Source organism: Micromonospora sp. LOL_021 (assembly GCF_048060215.1).
Lineage (GTDB): Bacteria > Actinomycetota > Actinomycetes > Mycobacteriales > Micromonosporaceae > Micromonospora_E.
In genome coordinates this window covers 93,967-109,534 of sequence record NZ_JBHMIN010000005.1, presented here as the reverse complement: position 1 = coordinate 109,534, position 15,568 = coordinate 93,967, and the positions used below count along the sequence as shown (strand labels likewise).

The window sequence follows — 15,568 nt, the reverse complement described above, 5'->3', positions numbered from 1 at the left end:
GCCCGAACCGGCTCGGTCGAGCCGGGTCGGGTCGAGCCGGGTGGTCGCTCAGGAAGCGGCGTCGACCTTGTCGGCGGCTTCGGCGAGTGCGGCGACGTACTCGTCGAGGCCCCAGGTGACCGACAGCGCGGTGGGCGGCGACACCGAGGCGATGAACTCGGCACCGACCAGAGAGGCGACCGCCCCGGACTGGATCTGCGGCATGGTCTGCGCGGCCTGCGAGGACAGGAACGCGTTTTGTTCCTCCTGAGTGGTGGCGAACGACACCAGCACGTCCGAGGTGAGCTGGTCGAGCTGCTCGTAACTGATGGTGAAGTAGAACGTCGATTCGTCGGTGCCGAGGTCGTTGACGCTGGGCGCACCGGTCATCCCGAGGTCGAGGGCGAACTCGACCCGCGGGTCGGCTTCCTTGTAGACGTAGAAGGTGCCGGCGGAGTCCCAGACCATGGCGACGCTCTTGCCGGCCAGTTGTGGGTTCTCCTCGGCCTTGGTGGCGATCCGCGCGGCGATGTCGTCCAGCAGCGCCTGGGCCTCGTCGCTCTTGCCGAGCGCGGTGCCGACGGTGGTGATCAGGTCCCGCCACGGGGTGGCCCACGCCTCACCCGGGTAGGCGACCGTCGGCGCGATCTGACTGAGCAGGTCGTACTGTTCCTGGTCGATGCCGGAGTAGACGGCGAGGATCAGGTCCGGGTCGGCGGCGGCGATCTCGTCGAACGGCGGTTCCTGGGCGTCCGGCAGGACGGTGGGCACCTCGGCGCCGGTCTCGTCGAGCTTCTCGGCGATCCACGGCAGTACGCCGTTGGCGTCACCGCCGTAGCTCTGGAACGGGATGGCCACCGGCACCACGTCGAGGGCGATGGCGGCGTCGGCGCTGCCCCAGCCCCAGGCGACCACCCGGGTCGGGGTGTCTTCGATGGTGGTCTCGCCGAGGGCGTGCTCGATGGTCACTGGGAAGCCGGCCGAGCTACCGCCACCGGTCGCGGCGTCGTCGGTGCTGGAATCGTCACCGGAACCACAGGCGGCCAGGCCGATGGTGAGGGCGAGTGGTGCGGCGAAAAGGACGCGGCTGAGTCTTCTGCTGATCACTGTCTCTCCTACGAGCGCGGGGTCGTCCGCGAAGGTCAGCACATGCAACCACGACTAAGTTAGGTTTGGCTAGCCTATGTAATCCTGGTTACCGAGCCGTGATTCCGGCCGGCGGTGGCGAGCAACCACAGCAGATACGGCCCACCGATCACCGCGGTGACGATGCCGACCGGGGTCTTGACGTTGCCGGGCAGCAGGTGCTGGGCGACCAGGTCCGCCCCGGTCACCACCAGCACACCGACCAGGGCTGCGGGCAGCAGCACCGGGGCCCCGGAGCGCATCATCCGCCGGGCGATCGGCATGGCGACGAACGCCACGAACGCGATCGGTCCGGTCACCGCGGTCGCCACTGCCGCGAGGGCCACCGCGATCGCCAGCAGACTGATCCGGCTGAGTTCCAGCCGCACCCCCAGGCCGGTCGCGGTGTCGTCGCCGAACTGCAGCAGCCCGAGCGCCGGACGCAACGCCAGCAGCACCGGGGTCAGCACGCTGAGCAGCGTCGCCAGGACGGCGATCTCCGGCCAACGGGCGCTGCCCAGGCTGCCGACCATCCACGACAACGCCGTCTGCGCCTCGCGTACCTCGCCCCGGGTCAGCAGGTAGCCGAGGACACCGTGCGCCATGAACGCGGCGGCGATGCCGACCAGCACGAACCGATACCCGGTCAGCCCGCCCCGCCAGGAGAGCAGGTACACGGCGGTCGCCGTACCGGCCGCGCCGACGAACGCGGCGACCGACACGCCGAAGCTGCCGGCACCGAGCGTGACCAGCGCGAACACTGCGGCGGCGCTGGCCCCGCCGGTGACGCCGATGATGTCCGGGCTGGCCAGCGGGTTGCGCAACAGGGTCTGGAAGATGCCGCCGGCCAGGCCGAACGCGGCGCCGGCCAGAATCCCGGCGACCAGTCGGGGCAGCCGCAGGCTGAGGATGATGAAGTCGTCGCGGCCACTGCCCTGCCCGATCAGGGTGCGCAGCACCCCGTCCACCGAGATCTGGTAGGCACCGAGACTGAGACTGAGCAGGGCGAAAATCGCGACGACCCCGACCAACCCGGCCAGCACGACGGTGGCCCGGCTGCGGCGGCGATGCCGCAGCCGGCCCAGCGCGGGAAGCTCGAGACCGACGGTACGGTCGGGGTCGCGGGTGTCTGTGCCGGTCACACGCTGGCCAATCGGGAGCGGCGGACCAGCGCGATCAGCACCGGTGCGCCGAGGAACGCGACGACCAGGCCGGCCTCGACCTCACCGGGCGGGGCGACCAGTCGGCCGAGCACGTCGGCCGCGACCAGCAGGGCGGCACCGAGCACCGCGCTGTAGGCGAGAATCCACCGGTAGTCCGGACCGGTCACCCAGCGGGCGGCGTGCGGCACGACCAGCCCGACGAAGACGATCGGTCCGGTGAGCGCCGTCGCCGACCCGCAGAGCAGCACGGTCGCGGTCATGATGACCGCCCGGTCCCGGACCACGTGCTGGCCGAGCCCGTGGGCGACGTCGTCGCCGAGGCTGAGCGCGTTGAGCACGCGGCCGGAGACCAGCGCCAGCAGAGTGCCGACGGCGATGAACAGCAGCACCGTACGGGCGGTGTCGAGGTCCCGCCCGACCAGCGAGCCGACCTGCCAGAACCGGTAGCGTTCCAGGGTCTGCAGGTTGGTCAGCAGCACCAGGGTGATCAGCGAGGTGAGCACGGCTGTGAGCGCCGAGCCGGCGATGGCGAGTTTCACCGGGGTCGCACCGTCGCCGCCCATCGACCCGATGCCGTAGACGAGCAGCGCGGCGAGGGTCGCCCCGCCGAACGCGAACCAGATGTAGCCGGCGGTGGTACCGATGCCGAGCCAGGTGATCGCGACGACGACGGCGAGCGACGCGCCGGCGTTGATGCCGAGCAGGCCGGGATCGGCGATCGGGTTACGGGTCAGTCCCTGCATGAGCCCGCCGGACAGGCCGAGCGCGAGACCGGCGAGCAGCCCGATCACGGTCCGGGGCAGCCGCAGGTCCCAGATGACGACGTGGTCGTTGACCGCCGAGTCGCGGTCGACCAGCGCCTCGACCACCACCGGCAGCGCGATGTCGCGGGATCCGAGGGCGAGGCTGGCGAAGACGGTCAGGGCCAGCAGCAGTACGGCGACCAGCAGCCCACCAAGCCGCCGACCAACAGTCACTCCCCCATCACTTTGGGTCACTCCTGGTCCAACGCGCTCACCCCGACCGGCCCGGAGTGAGGTAAGCATCGCCTAAGTATGCAGGGAAAGCTCCACCGGTTCATCGGCGGGCAGGTCCACCGCCCTCGCACCGTACGGGCTGCGTACCGCCACCTGTTGGGTGAGCGCCGAGCGGAGCCGGACCCGCAGCGTCGTGGCGTCCCAGGTCAGTTCCTCGACGGTGATCCGGCCCCGGCAGGTCACCCCGCGCAGGGTGCCGCCGGGCAGCTCACCCGGCCAGGCCGGTAGCAGGTGCAGCGACCCGGGGCGCGAATCGACCAGCATCTCGATCAGGACGCCGGGCAGCGTGTGCACGGCGTCGGCGTTGTAGGTCTGCAGACCCGGGTTGTGGGCGCTCATCAACGACCGGAAGAACATGTCCGCGCAGAGCATCTTCCGCAGGTTGTCGGCGGCCAGGTCGGCGTCGCGCAGCCGGGCGGCGACCAGCGCCCGGTGCAGGCTGCCGTGCGCGGACAGGTTCTCGTCGCCGCGTACCGCCAGGGCCCGGTGGGCCGCGCGGGCCAGCTCCGGGGTGCCGTCCGGGGTGATCTCGTGCAGCGGCCAGACCGGGTAGAGGTGGCTGACGTGCCGGTGGTCGTCGGCGGCGCGGTAGCCGGGCCAGGCCCACTCGGCCAGCGCGCCCCGCTCGTCCACCAGGTACCCGGGCAACCGCGCGGCCAGGTCGGCCCACCGGGACGCACCGGTCAACCCGCCCGCGACCCCCATCGCGTGCCGGGCGGCGGCGATGTCCATGGTGGCGTTCACCGCCGGGTAGACCGGCTCGTCGTGCTCGTCGGGCGGCCCGGTTTCAGCGGAGAACGACGGCACGATCACGTACCGGCCGTCGTCGCCGACCCGGGTGAGAAAGTCCTCGAAGAACTCGGCCGCCTCGACCAGCCAACCGGCCACCTCCCCCAACGGTTCCCCGGTGACCAGGTGGTGCTCCCACAGCGGGTACAGCAGCCAGTGCGCGCCGGGCAGCCAGGCCGGCCAGGGCCACTCGTCGCAGAAGTGGAACAGATGCCCGTGCTCGCCGTCGGTGCGCCCCGGCGCGAGCAGGCCGCGGCAGCCGTACACTGCCCGTGCGTTGCGTCGCCAGTCGTCGACCTGCCCGGCGATCAACCGCCGGTGCGCCGCGGTCACCTCCGGCAGCGCGCCGATGTTCGCCCCGGCCACCTGCAGGTTCAGGTTGGCGTCAGTGGTGAAGTCGCCGGCCCAGGCGGCGTCCCAGGAGCCGAGCCAGAGCCCGGTCAGCCGGGGCGGCAGCACCCCGCTGGAGCTGATCAGCAGGTAACGGCCGGCGTGGAACAACCGTTCCAGCAACGCGGGGAGCAGCCGCTGGCCGTCGGCGCGCTGGGCGTCGAGCAGCTCACCGACCGGGCGGCGCCGGTCGGCCTCGTCGACCCGCAACCGCAGCTCGACCCGCTGGTACATCGGCCGGTGCTGGGCGACGTGCCGGGCCAGCAGCTGCCCGTAGTCGGCCTCGGCCAGCCCGGCGAGTCGGGCGTGCAGCGCACCGGTGCCCCAGCCCGGCACGTCGTAGCGGTCGAGCACGGTCAGCGCCAACGCGTCCCCGCCGATCAGGACCCGGTCGCCGACGATCTCGGTGTCGCCGGTCACCAGGGTCAGCCCTTCGAAGCCGTACGCCCCGAGGCCGGCCGGATAGCTGCCCCGGACCCGCAGGAACGCGTACCCGTCGCGCCGGTAGGCGGTGGTGTCGTAGGTGACGTCGGCCGGTCGGCCGGGCAGCTCGCCGGTGGCGCCGAGCAGACATTCGCCGGCGGCGAGCCGGATCACGGCGACCCGGTCCGCGCGGGAGACGAAGGCCCGCCGGGTGCGGTCGCCGGCCCACCGTACGGTGATCTCGCCGGTGGTGAAGTCGGTGGTACGCAGGTAGCCGGCGGGCAGTGGCGCCGGCTCGGCGGGCAGGCCGGCCGGCGCGTCGAGGGTCGGTTCGTCGACGGTCAGCGCGTAGCCGGGGTGGAACGACTGGGTCCACTCCAGCTGCCGGCCGTTGGCGAGCAGCCGGCCGGCCTCGGCCCGTCGGCCAGCCAGGATCAGGTCCCGGACCCGCTCGATGACCCCGGCGAGCTCCGGTGGCCGCCGGTCGCGAGTGCCGTTGGGCAGCACGAACCGGTGGTGGTCGATCACGATCCGCTCGGCCGTCGGGTCGCCGTGCACCATCAGCCCGTACTCGCCGTTGCCGGTGAGGAAGGCGTCTTCCCAGCGCGTCGCGGGTGCCGTGTCGTCGATCCGGTGCATCGGATCGACCCTAGCCAACGTCCTCGCCGGACGGCAGTCACCCGGTGGCGCGAAGCTCTCCGGTCGTCGGCGATTTAGGTCACCACGGGTCACCTGGTGCGGGTCGGACACCGTCGCTGTGGTTGGGTGGCTTGACATCGCCGAGGGGAGTTGGCTGAAGGTGCATATCGGGCGATATCCGGTCCCGGCAGCGCTGCTGACAGCGGTGCTGGCTGCCGGCGTACTGGTCGGTTGTGGCACCGCCCCGGCGCAACCGCAGTGGCTGCCGGCACCGGGTGCGGCCGGCGGACAGCCGGCGACGGCCGATCCGACCGGACCGAACGCGACGACGGACGCCGCCGGGTCCAGCCCGACGCCGAGCGCCAGCCCGAGCCCGACACCGAGCCCCACGCCGACCGTGCCGCCGGATTCGGCGATCCCCGACTCGGCCAGCGGCAGCTTCGCCGCCGCCGATGGGGCGGCGGGCCGGATCGGCATCGGTGCCCGGATCGTCACCTACCGCGTCGAGGTCGAACAGGGCATCGACTGGGGCGGTCTGGAGCCATGGACGGTCCGGCGGTTCGCCGACCGGGTGGACGGCATCCTGGCCGCCTCCCGTGGCTGGACCGAGTCGGGGTTCCACCCGGTGACCGACCGTAGTGTCGGGTTGAACCGGGCGTCGTGGTCGTTCCGGCGGGTCGGTGGAAACAGCTACGACGTGCGGATCCGGCTGGCCACCCCGCAGACCGTCGACCGGCTGTGCGGTCAGGTCGGGCTGACCACGGCCGGGGTCTTTTCCTGCCGGTTCGGCACCACGATCATGATCAACCTGCGCCGCTGGCTGCAGGGCGCGGACGGCTACCCGGTGACCATCGACGAGTACCAGACCAGCGTGATCAACCACGAGATCGGCCACTACCTGGGCTTCGACCACATGGGCTGCGCTGGCCAGGGCCGGTTGGCTCCGGTGATGGGCCTGCAGACCACCGACCTGGGCGGCTGCCTGCCGAACCCGTACCCGTTCGACGAGGACGGCCGGTTCGTCAGCGGCCCGTGGCAGCCGTCCTGACGGTCACCGGCCGCCGACCCGCAGCGGTTCGGCCCGGTCGGCCGGCCGGTCCGGCTCACGCAGCTCGGTACGGGCCAGCGCGGGCAGGCCGTGCCGGCGGCGGGCGGCCATCCAGCCGAACGACCCGGCGACCACGACGGCGGCGAGCGCCACCAGCAGCGGGATGTCCGGCACGCCCAGCAGTTTCATGGCGCTGGCCAGCAGGACCAGGGTCAACGCCCGACGGACCAGGCCACCGGGTGCCCGCGACGACAGCTGTGCGCCGAGCCACGTCCCGGGCACCGCGCCGAGCAGCAACGAGGCGGTCAGGTCGAGGCGGAAGTCGCCGAACAGCAGGTGCCCGACCGCTGCCGCGATCACCAGCGGCACCGCCTGCACCAGGTCGGTGCCGACCAGGAAGGCGGGCCGCAGCAGCGGGTAGAGCATCAGCAACGCGATGATGATCAGCGAACCGGAACCGACGCTGGTCATCCCGACGATCAGACCGCCGACGGCACCGATCAGCACGGTCGGTGCCGGCCGGGCCCGCAGCGCAGGCTCGGCCGGCGCGGTGTCGCTGCCGGGCAGGCCGGCGGTGCCGGTCCGGCGGCGGGCGGCGTGCTCGGCCATCCGGGTGTAGGTGCGGAAGACCAGGCCGGCGGCGGCCAGCACCAGCGCCACCCCGAGCGCCACCTTGATGCCCTGCTGCAGTCGCTCGCCGTCGCCGAGCGAGCGCAGTAGCAGGACGCCGGCGAACGCGCTCGGCACGCTGCCCAGGCAGAGCCAGCCGACCAGCGACCAGTGCACGGTCCGCCGCCGGATGTGCACCAGCCCGCCGACCGGTTTCATCACCGCGCTGACCACCAGGTCGCTGGAGACGGCGGCGAGCGGCGGTACGCCGAAGAAGATCACCAGCATCGGGGTCATCAGCGCCCCGCCGCCCATGCCGGTCAGCCCGACGATGATTCCGATGCCGCAACCGGCCAGCACCAATACCCAGTCCACCCTGTCGAGGGTGCCGGACCGGACCGGCAATGTCTAGCATGTCGATCGGAATTATCAGGTCGATAGGTGAACCGAATCCGGGCAGTTCGCGGTCAGCGGCGACCGCCACCCGGCGGCGGCGGGGCCGACCAGCGGCACCGGGCCGACCGGCCCGGTCAGTGGGCGGCCGGCAGCGTGTTCGCGGCCACCACCCGCCGGTACCAGTGCGCGCTCTCCTTCCACGTACGCCGCATCGTCTGCCGGTCGACGTGCACGATGCCGAACGTCTTGCCGTACCCGTGCGCCCACTCGAAGTTGTCCATCAGCGACCACACGAAGTACCCGCGTACGTCGGCGCCGCCGTCGATCGCCTCGGCCACCGCGGTCAGGTGCCGGTGCAGGTAGTCGACCCGTCGCGGGTCACGGACCCGGCCGTCGTCGTCGAGCACGTCGTCGAACGCCGCCCCGTTCTCGGTGATCATCATCGGCAGCCCCGGGTAGTCGCGGTGCAGCCGCAGCAGCAGCTCGGTCAACCCGGTCTCGTCGATGTTCCAGCCCATCTGGGTGTACGGGCCGGGCTGGGTGACGAACTCGACGTCGGTGACACCGATCCACGGCGAGGCCGCCCCGTCGGCGTGCCCGTCGGCGGTCGACCGGGGCGACACCCCGTCCCACTGGCGGACCAGCACCGGGTTGTAGTAGTTCACCCCGAGCAGGTCCAGCGGGGCGTGCGCGGCCGCCTCGTCGCCGTCGCGCACGAACGACCAGTCGGTCACCGCCGCGGTGTCGTCGATCAGGTCCCGTGGGTACGCCCCGTCCAGCATCGGCCCGAGGAAGGCCCGGTTTGCCAGCGCGTCGATCCGGCGTACCGCCTCGGCGTCACCGGGCGACTCGCCCCGCACGTGGTGCAGGTTCAACGTGACGCTGACCCGGGCCGCCGGGTCGATGCTCGCCCGCAGCGCCCGTACCGCCAGACCGTGACCGAGGTTCAGGTGGTGCACGGCGGCGAGCGCGGCGGCCGGCTCGGTGCGCGCCGGGGCGTGCACCCCGGAGCCGTAGCCCAGGTACGCCGAGCACCACGGCTCGTTCAGGGTGATCCAGGTGTGCACCCGGTCGCCGAACACCTCACCCATCCGGCCGGCGTACTCGGCGAACCGCTCGGCGGTGTCCCGGTGCGGCCAGCCGCCGGCGTCCTCCAGCTCCTGCGGCAGGTCCCAGTGGTAGAGGGTGGCGACCGGTGCGATACCCCGAGCCCGCAGCCCGTCGACCAGCGCCGAGTAGAAGTCCACACCCCGCTGGTTGAGCTGGCTGCCGCCGCCCGGCAGCACCCGGGACCAGGAGATCGAGAACCGGTATGCGCCGACACCGAGTTCGGCGAGGATGTCCAGGTCCTCCTCCAGCCGGTGGTAGTGGTCGCAGGCCACGTCGCCGGTGTCGCCGTTGGTGACCAGACCGGGGGTGTGCGCGAAGGTGTCCCAGATGGATGGTGTCCGGCCGTCCACCGCGGCGGCCCCCTCGACCTGGTACGACGCGGTCGCCGTACCCCAGAGGAAGTTGCCGGGGAAGGCGTGGCCGGATGGTGACGATACCGACATATTGGGATTCTCCTTACGTGCTGAGCACGAGCTCGATCTGATCGGTGCCAGGGTCGGCGGTGACCCGGGCGCCCGCCTCGGTGGCCTCGGGGCGGGGCCGCACCGGACACCCGCGCCGCCGACACTGCGACGATCAACAGGTTCCAGCATGCCTGCTGCTCGCCGACCCGACGCGGCCGGACCCAGCACCGACCCGGCCGACCCGTGAGCGGCGCGGCCGGCGGACGGACGCGGCCGACCCGTGAGCGGCGCGGCCGGCGGACGGACGCGGCCGACTATCATCGATCGGTGCGCGACGATGGCGGGTTCCTGGTGCCGGAGGTCTTACGCAGGTGCTGGGCGGACGTGGCGCGGTAGTCACCAGCGGGTCCCGGGGCATCGGTCGGGCGATCGTCAGACGACTGGTCGCCGACGGCGCGACCGTGCTGTTCACCTACCGGGCGGACGAGGCGGCGGCGACCGAGGTGGTCCGCGACTGCGGCGGTGCCGCCCGGGCGGTCCGTGCCGACGTGGCGGTGCCGGCCGAGCTCGACCACGTCTTCGCCGTCGCCGGCGAGCAGCTCGATGGACTGGACATCCTGGTGAACCCGACACCGGCCGTCAGCGGTAGATCGCCGGACGCCGACCGTCGGCGGTACATCGCGCCGAACCTGGGTATGGCTTGCCCGTGACCTTCGGAGCCTGGATGGCGCGCGTACGAGGCGGCCGGCTGCTGCACCCGCGCGGCCGCTCGTTCACCGGCGAGGTCCAGCTCTGGGGGCCACTCGCCGACTGGTTCCTGCCGGCGGGACGGTGGCCGGCCGTCATCCGGTTCTCCCGGGGCACCCCGACCCCGCCCGGCTGGCCGGACGTCCTCGGTCTGGCGGTCCGGATCCAGGCCCCGGACCGCCCGGTCGACCTGCTGGTGTCCAGTGCCGGCCGAGCGCCGGTACTGCGCCACCTGCCGCTACCCCGGCGCGACTTCGCCACCACGTACGGCAGCATCCTGTCGTTGCGGCACGACCGACACCGGATCTACCTGGCCGCGTTCCCGGCCACCCCGGGCCGCCTCGGCGGCGCCGTCGAGCGACTCGCCGAGATCGCCGCCCGTCGCCCGATCGTGCTGCGGCTGGCGGCGGCCACCGCCACCAGCCACTGGCGGACGTTCGGTCGGATCGACGTCGGCGAGCCGCTGCCGCCGGCCGTCGACGCCGCGCTCGCCTTCGATCCGACCGGGCACCCTCCGCTGCGGCTGCGAACGGGTGGGCTGATCCAACGGCTCCGTACCGTCACCTACGCCGCCTCCCGGCGCGCCCGGGGCGCCCGCACCGACGACAATCCGATTGCCGCCACCGGCCAGCGGCCTCTAGCGTGAACGGCACCGTGACGACCGAGGAGCCACCGATGCGACCGCTGGCGAGACCTGCCACCGCCCGACGCGGCTGAGCCGCGCCCACCAGCAGTCCCACTGATCTTCACCGAGCTTGCGCTGATCCTCACCGGTCTTTCCCGGTGCCCGCAGCCGGCGCCGGATCACCGTCACGCCCCCGTACCGAGGAGTCTCCCGATGAGTCACACGCTGCTGCCCGGGACCCGCGCGGTCAAGGTCTGGACCGATCCGGCGGCCATCGAGCCGCAGGCCAGCCAGCAGTTGCGCAACATCGGCACGCTGCCGTGGGTGCACGGCGTCGCGGTGATGCCCGACGTGCACTACGGCAAGGGTGCCACCGTCGGCTCGGTGATCGCGATGCGCCAGGCGCTGGCCCCGGCCGCGGTCGGCGTCGACATCGGCTGCGGCATGTCGGCGGTGCGGACCAGCCTGACCGACGCGCAGCTGCCGGACGACCTGGGCGCGCTGCGTACCGCGATCGAGGCCGCGGTCCCGGTCGGCTTCCAGGCCCGCGACACCCCGGTCGACCCGCGTCGGGTGCACGGCCTGCCGACCGCCGGCTGGGACCGGTTCTGGTCCGGCTTCGCCGACCTGCACCCCGGGGTCGCCGCGCTGCAGGCCCGGGCGCAGCGTCAGCTCGGCACGCTCGGCGGCGGCAACCACTTCATCGAGGTGTGCGTCGAGCAGGGCGGTCCGGACGCCGGACGGGTCTGGCTGATGCTGCACTCCGGCTCCCGCAACATCGGCAAGGAGCTGGCCGAGCGGCACATCGTGGCGGCCCGGAAGCTGCCGCACAACGCCGACCTGCCCGACCGCGACCTGGCGGTCTTCCTCGCCGACACCCCGGAGATGGCGGCGTACCGGCGGGACCTGGCCTGGGCGCAGGAGTACGCGGCCCGCAACCGCTCGGTCATGCTGGCGCTGCTCTGCCGGGTGCTGCGCACGGCGGTGCCGGCGGTCCGCTTCGACGAGCCGATCTCCTGCCACCACAACTACGTGGCCGAGGAGGTCTACGACGGGGTGCCGCTGCTGGTGACCCGCAAGGGGGCGATCCGGGCCGGGCGGGGCGAGCTGGGCATCATCCCCGGATCGATGGGGACCGGGTCCTACATCGTGCGGGGTCGGGGCAGCGAGGCGGCGTACTGCTCGGCGTCACACGGCGCGGGCCGGCGGATGTCACGGTCGAAGGCGAAGAAGACTTACACCGTCGACGACCTGGCCGAGCAGACCGCCGGGGTGGAGTGCCGCAAGGACGCCGGTGTGGTCGACGAAATCCCAGCGGCGTACAAGGACCTGGACCAGGTGCTCGCCGAGCAGGCCGACCTGGTCGAGGTGGTGGCGCACCTGCGGCAGGTGGTCTGCGTCAAGGGTTGACCACCGGATGGGCGACCGGGGTGCGCACCGGGGCGGGTCGACCCTCAAAGCAGGGTCGACCCGCCCACGATGTGCCCTGTCGACAGTGGTTGCTATCGACGATCGGTCGGGGTCATGTTCGACAGGTGACGGTCGGCCAGGTCCAGTTGCCCCCGTGCATGATCGTCACTCCGAAGTTGTTACCGCTGCCGTTCGGCCTGGCGGTGATGTTCCCGGTCGTGCCGCTGACCGAGGCGTTCCAGCTGTTCTGCAGGCTCTGTCCGCCGTGCAGGCTGAGGGTGACGGTCCAGTTGCTGACGTTCTGCACCGAGACGTTGAGGTTGAACCGGTCACCGAACTGCTGGCCGGCCGACAGCACCGCGGTGCAGTTGCTCTGGCCCGGGTCGCCCGGTCCGGGGTCGCCCGGTCCAGGGTCGCCCGGTCCGGGGTCGCCGCCGCCGCCTTCCCAGACGTTGATGTCGGAGCTGCCGCTGCTCTGGTAGCCCTCGGTGGCGACGACCTGGTAGCTGTGGTTGCTGCCGAGCTGCATGCCGGCCCGCGACCAGGCGTCGAAGTGGTTGGCGGTGGTGATGGTGCCGCCGGTGCGCTTCTGCTGCCGAACGCTCCAGTACTGGTAGAACGTGGCGGTGCCGTCGATCGACGGCGCGTTGACCCGCTGGCTGCGGTAGATGTCGTAGACGCTGCCGTCGGTGGTGACGGAGCCCATCCGCTGCGCGCCGCTGCTCGGGTTGTAGGTGCCGAAGTTCTCCACCACGTAGTACTCGATGAGCTGGTTGCGCGTCCATCCGTACAGCGCGAGGTAGCTGTTGCCGTTCGGGTTGTAGCTGCCCGAGTAGCTGATCGTGCGCCGGGTGCCGGTAGCCCAGCCCTTGCCACCGACCCAGTTGTTGGTGCTGCCGTCCCACCGGCTGGAGTACCGGCCGTTCTCGCGCAGCGTCATGCTGGCGTTGCCGCTGTCCTTCCAGAACGAGAAGTAGTACCCGTTGTGGGTGCCGGTGGTGTTCTGGTTGAGGGTTCGGTCGGCCTCGGCGTGCGCGCTGGGGGCGATCACCATGCCGCTGACGACCAGCGCCGCGGCGCACGCGGTGCCGAGCAGCAGCCGCATGCGGCCGCGCCCTCTCGACTTGACGGGAGTGTCCTTCATGTAGGTGCTTCCTCCTTTTGAAGGCTGGCGGGAGCCAGCGGTGCGGTACGACCCGACGGCCTGTCGTGGACGGTGACCGCCGTCGGGGATCGGTGCCGTACCGCGCGGTGGTGGGGATCGACGCTCATAGAGATAAGTCGATGGGACGACGGTATGAGGCAGTCCGCCGCTTGTCAACGACTTTCGGAAACATTACGGAAACACCGTGCCGGCCGGCCCACCGTCGGCGGGGCAGGCGTTCAAGCTGGCCAGCGGTCCTGCCTGGCCGATCAGCAGGTCGGCGCGTCGTCGGATACTCCCGCCGCTTGAGCCATCCGGCCACCCAGCAGCCACCCCAAGCTTCCGGAAGTATTTCGGAGCAGGGCCGGGCAGCCGAACCCGGCTGAGGACTGTCGGCGGCAGACCCGGGCCGCGCCCCGAAAATGCCTGGCCGGGCCGGACGGCGGTCGCCGATGATGACGGCATGGCCGACCCGTCGTCCGCGATCATCGTCGACTACTACACCTCCCGTTACCGGGAGGCGGACCGGCTGCGGGCCCGTCCGTCCGGCCGGCTGGAGTGGCTGCGTACTCTCGAACTGCTCGACGATCTGCTGCCGGTACCCCCGGCCCGGATCCTCGACGTCGGCGGGGCCGACGGCGCGTACGCCCGGCACCTCGCCGCCGCCGGCCACCGGATCCGGCTGCTGGACCTGGTCCCGGCGCACGTCGCTCAGGCCCGGTCCGGTCGGCCGGCGATCGACGCCGACGTCGCCGACGCCCGCGCGTTGCCGGAGACCGACGACAGGTACGACGCGACGCTGCTGCTCGGGCCGCTCTACCACCTGGTGCACCGCGACGACCGGATCACCGCGCTGGCCGAGGCGGTCCGGGTGACCCGACCGGGCGGTCTCGTCGTCGCCGCCGCGATCTCCCGCTTCGCCGGCCCGCTCCACTTCGCCGCGACCCGCCGGTGGGCCGAGTCGATCGCCCGGGAGGCGCGCACGCTGCTCACCGAGGGGCGCAACAACCCCGGGATCGGCTTCACCGTGGCCTACTTCCATCGCGTCGAGGAGCTAACAGACGAGTTCGAGGCGGCGGGCCTGACGCGGGTCGCCGTACAGGGAATCGAAGGTCCGGGGTGGACGGCGGCCGAGGCGGCGGCCGACGCGCCGGACGCGGACGTCGTGCTCGACCACGCGCTCGGAATCGCCCGGGTCTTCGGCCGGGAGCCGGCGCTGCTCGCCGCGAGCGCGCACCTGCTGGCGTCCGGTGTCGTACCGGCGCCGAAGGTGGGACGCGCGCCGGTTGACCGGCCCGACTAACCTGCCGACCGGGACGAGACGGGGAGGTCGCGGTGGGTGGTACGGCGGTGGGTGGCCGGGCGTCCGGGTGCCTGTTCGGGCTGGCGTACGGTGACGCTCTTGGCAAGCCGACCGAGTTCCTGACGGTCGCCGAGATCCACCACCGGTACGGCCTGGCCGGGCCGCGTGAGCTGGTCGGCGAGCCGGCACTGGTCACCGACGACACCCAGATGGCCCTCGCGGTCGGCTGGGCGCTGCACGACGCCCCAGCCGCCACCCCGGACGGGCTGGAGCCGCTGCTCCGGGCCCGGTTCCTGGCCTGGGCGGCCAGTCCGGACAACAACCGGGCCCCGGGAATGACCTGTCTGCAGGCCTGCGGCGAACTGGCCACCGGAGTCGCCTGGCAACAGGCCACCGTCGCCGGGTCGAAGGGCTGCGGGGCGAACATGCGGGTCGCCCCGGTCGGTCTGGTCGACGCCTACGACGACGACACCGTGGCCGGCGTCGCGCAGCTGCAGGCCGGGCTGACCCACGGCCACCCGACCGCGCTGGCCGCGAGCGAGTTGACCGCCGTCGCGGTCCGGCTGCTGCGCGCGGGTACACCCCTGCCTGCGCTGCCGGGCCTGCTGCGTGAGCACTGTCGCGGGCAGCGGGAGGTGTACCGCGACGACTGGCTCGGCCCGCTGTGGCAGCGGCCGGGGATGGACAGTCCGGCGGGGTTCATCTCGCGGGGCTGGGACGAGTGTCTCGACGTACTGGACCGGCTCGACGCGGCGTTGGCCGCCGGAGACGACGGCGGCGACGCCTGCCGGCTCACCGGGGAGGGCTGGATCGCGGAGGAGGCCCTGGCCACCGGGCTGCTCTGTGCACTGTGGCACGCCGACGACCCGGTGGGCGGGTTGGCCCGCGGGGCGGCCACCTCCGGTGACTCGGACTCGATCGCGTGTCTGGCCGGGGCGTTCCTCGGCGCGGCGTACGGAACGGCGGCCTGGCCGACGACGTGGCCAAACCGTATCGAGTACGCCGACCAACTGCACGCCCTCGGCCGGGCCTGGGACTGACCGGGCCACCGGGCGGCCTGTGAGCGAGAACAACAGCGCCGACCCAAGTCAACCCTCCATCGCCCGGCTCCCGCAGCGCGAACGACGCAGAGCCGCCCGGCACGACTTGACGCACGTCGATGGATTGCTGATGTTATCGATAACAGTTATCCTCGGCTGCGGGAGCGAAGGGCAGGCTTCGACGCAC

13 protein-coding genes are annotated in these 15,568 nt (G+C 72.2%); 6 read left to right on the top strand and 7 right to left on the bottom strand.

Going from position 1 to position 15,568, the window contains the following annotated elements:
* Positions 1-48: 48 nt before the first annotated feature.
* From ACFHWT_RS06265 to ACFHWT_RS06250, 4 genes are all read right to left on the bottom strand, one after another.
* A complete protein-coding gene (locus tag ACFHWT_RS06265) occupies positions 49-1,086 on the bottom strand; it encodes an iron-siderophore ABC transporter substrate-binding protein (RefSeq protein ID WP_416593611.1) in 1,038 nt (345 codons plus the stop codon).
* Positions 1,087-1,160: 74 nt separating this feature from the next.
* On the bottom strand, positions 1,161-2,246 hold the full coding sequence (locus tag ACFHWT_RS06260; protein ID WP_416593610.1) for a FecCD family ABC transporter permease: 1,086 nt from the start codon (positions 2,244-2,246) through the stop codon (positions 1,161-1,163).
* Positions 2,243-3,244, bottom strand: coding sequence for a FecCD family ABC transporter permease (locus ACFHWT_RS06255; RefSeq protein ID WP_416593609.1), 1,002 nt, complete (start codon positions 3,242-3,244; stop codon positions 2,243-2,245). Before ACFHWT_RS06255 ends, ACFHWT_RS06260 begins: the two co-directional genes overlap by 4 nt.
* A 72-nt stretch (positions 3,245-3,316) precedes the next feature.
* Positions 3,317-5,545, bottom strand: a complete 2,229-nt coding sequence (locus tag ACFHWT_RS06250; protein ID WP_416593608.1) for a glycosyl hydrolase family 95 catalytic domain-containing protein — start codon at positions 5,543-5,545, stop codon at positions 3,317-3,319.
* A gap of 160 nt (positions 5,546-5,705) precedes the next feature.
* Here ACFHWT_RS06250 and ACFHWT_RS06245 point away from each other — a divergent pair, with 160 nt between their 5' ends.
* Positions 5,706-6,593, top strand: a complete 888-nt coding sequence (locus tag ACFHWT_RS06245; RefSeq protein ID WP_416593607.1) for a DUF3152 domain-containing protein — start codon at positions 5,706-5,708, stop codon at positions 6,591-6,593.
* Positions 6,594-6,596: 3 nt separating this feature from the next.
* Here the strand turns inward: ACFHWT_RS06245 and ACFHWT_RS06240 are convergent, their stop codons facing one another.
* Together ACFHWT_RS06240 and ACFHWT_RS06235 are read right to left on the bottom strand one after the other, a co-directional pair.
* On the bottom strand, positions 6,597-7,577 hold the full coding sequence (locus ACFHWT_RS06240) for a sulfite exporter TauE/SafE family protein (RefSeq protein WP_416593606.1): 981 nt from the start codon (positions 7,575-7,577) through the stop codon (positions 6,597-6,599).
* Positions 7,578-7,732: 155 nt separating this feature from the next.
* Positions 7,733-9,151 (bottom strand): GH1 family beta-glucosidase, encoded by a 1,419-nt coding sequence (locus ACFHWT_RS06235; protein WP_416593605.1) that lies wholly within the window; start codon positions 9,149-9,151, stop codon positions 7,733-7,735.
* A gap of 332 nt (positions 9,152-9,483) precedes the next feature.
* On the opposite strand from ACFHWT_RS06235, the gene ACFHWT_RS06230 reads away from it, so the two are divergent.
* The 3 genes from ACFHWT_RS06230 (at position 9,484) to ACFHWT_RS06220 (ending at position 11,894) form a co-directional block, all read left to right on the top strand.
* Positions 9,484-9,822, top strand: a complete 339-nt coding sequence (locus ACFHWT_RS06230; RefSeq protein ID WP_416593604.1) for an SDR family NAD(P)-dependent oxidoreductase — start codon at positions 9,484-9,486, stop codon at positions 9,820-9,822.
* A 14-nt stretch (positions 9,823-9,836) separates the two neighbouring features.
* Positions 9,837-10,505: a phosphodiesterase gene (locus ACFHWT_RS06225; protein WP_416593603.1), complete on the top strand. Its 669-nt coding sequence runs from the start codon at positions 9,837-9,839 to the stop codon at positions 10,503-10,505.
* A gap of 192 nt (positions 10,506-10,697) precedes the next feature.
* The gene (locus tag ACFHWT_RS06220) at positions 10,698-11,894 is read left to right on the top strand and encodes an RtcB family protein (protein ID WP_416593602.1); all 1,197 of its coding nucleotides are present in this window, start codon (positions 10,698-10,700) and stop codon (positions 11,892-11,894) included.
* 112 nt (positions 11,895-12,006) lie between these two features.
* Here the strand turns inward: ACFHWT_RS06220 and ACFHWT_RS06215 are convergent, their stop codons facing one another.
* Positions 12,007-13,038, bottom strand: a complete 1,032-nt coding sequence (locus tag ACFHWT_RS06215) for a glycoside hydrolase family 11 protein (protein WP_416593601.1) — start codon at positions 13,036-13,038, stop codon at positions 12,007-12,009.
* Positions 13,039-13,501: 463 nt separating this feature from the next.
* Here ACFHWT_RS06215 and ACFHWT_RS06210 point away from each other — a divergent pair, with 463 nt between their 5' ends.
* Together ACFHWT_RS06210 and ACFHWT_RS06205 are read left to right on the top strand one after the other, a co-directional pair.
* Entirely contained in the window at positions 13,502-14,341 is an 840-nt protein-coding gene (locus tag ACFHWT_RS06210; protein WP_416593600.1) for a class I SAM-dependent methyltransferase, read from the top strand.
* 32 nt (positions 14,342-14,373) lie between these two features.
* On the top strand, positions 14,374-15,381 hold the full coding sequence (locus ACFHWT_RS06205) for an ADP-ribosylglycohydrolase family protein (protein ID WP_416593599.1): 1,008 nt from the start codon (positions 14,374-14,376) through the stop codon (positions 15,379-15,381).
* The last annotated feature ends 187 nt before the right edge of the window (positions 15,382-15,568 follow it).

Coding starts and splice junctions, on each gene's coding strand:
- ACFHWT_RS06250 (WP_416593608.1), bottom strand. CDS start 5,545: ATGCACCGGATCGACGACACGGCACCCGCGACGCGCTGGGAAGACGCC.
- ACFHWT_RS06235 (WP_416593605.1), bottom strand. CDS start 9,151: ATGTCGGTATCGTCACCATCCGGCCACGCCTTCCCCGGCAACTTCCTC.
- ACFHWT_RS06225 (WP_416593603.1), top strand. CDS start 9,837: ATGGCGCGCGTACGAGGCGGCCGGCTGCTGCACCCGCGCGGCCGCTCG.
- ACFHWT_RS06220 (WP_416593602.1), top strand. CDS start 10,698: ATGAGTCACACGCTGCTGCCCGGGACCCGCGCGGTCAAGGTCTGGACC.
- ACFHWT_RS06215 (WP_416593601.1), bottom strand. CDS start 13,038: ATGAAGGACACTCCCGTCAAGTCGAGAGGGCGCGGCCGCATGCGGCTG.
- ACFHWT_RS06210 (WP_416593600.1), top strand. CDS start 13,502: ATGGCCGACCCGTCGTCCGCGATCATCGTCGACTACTACACCTCCCGT.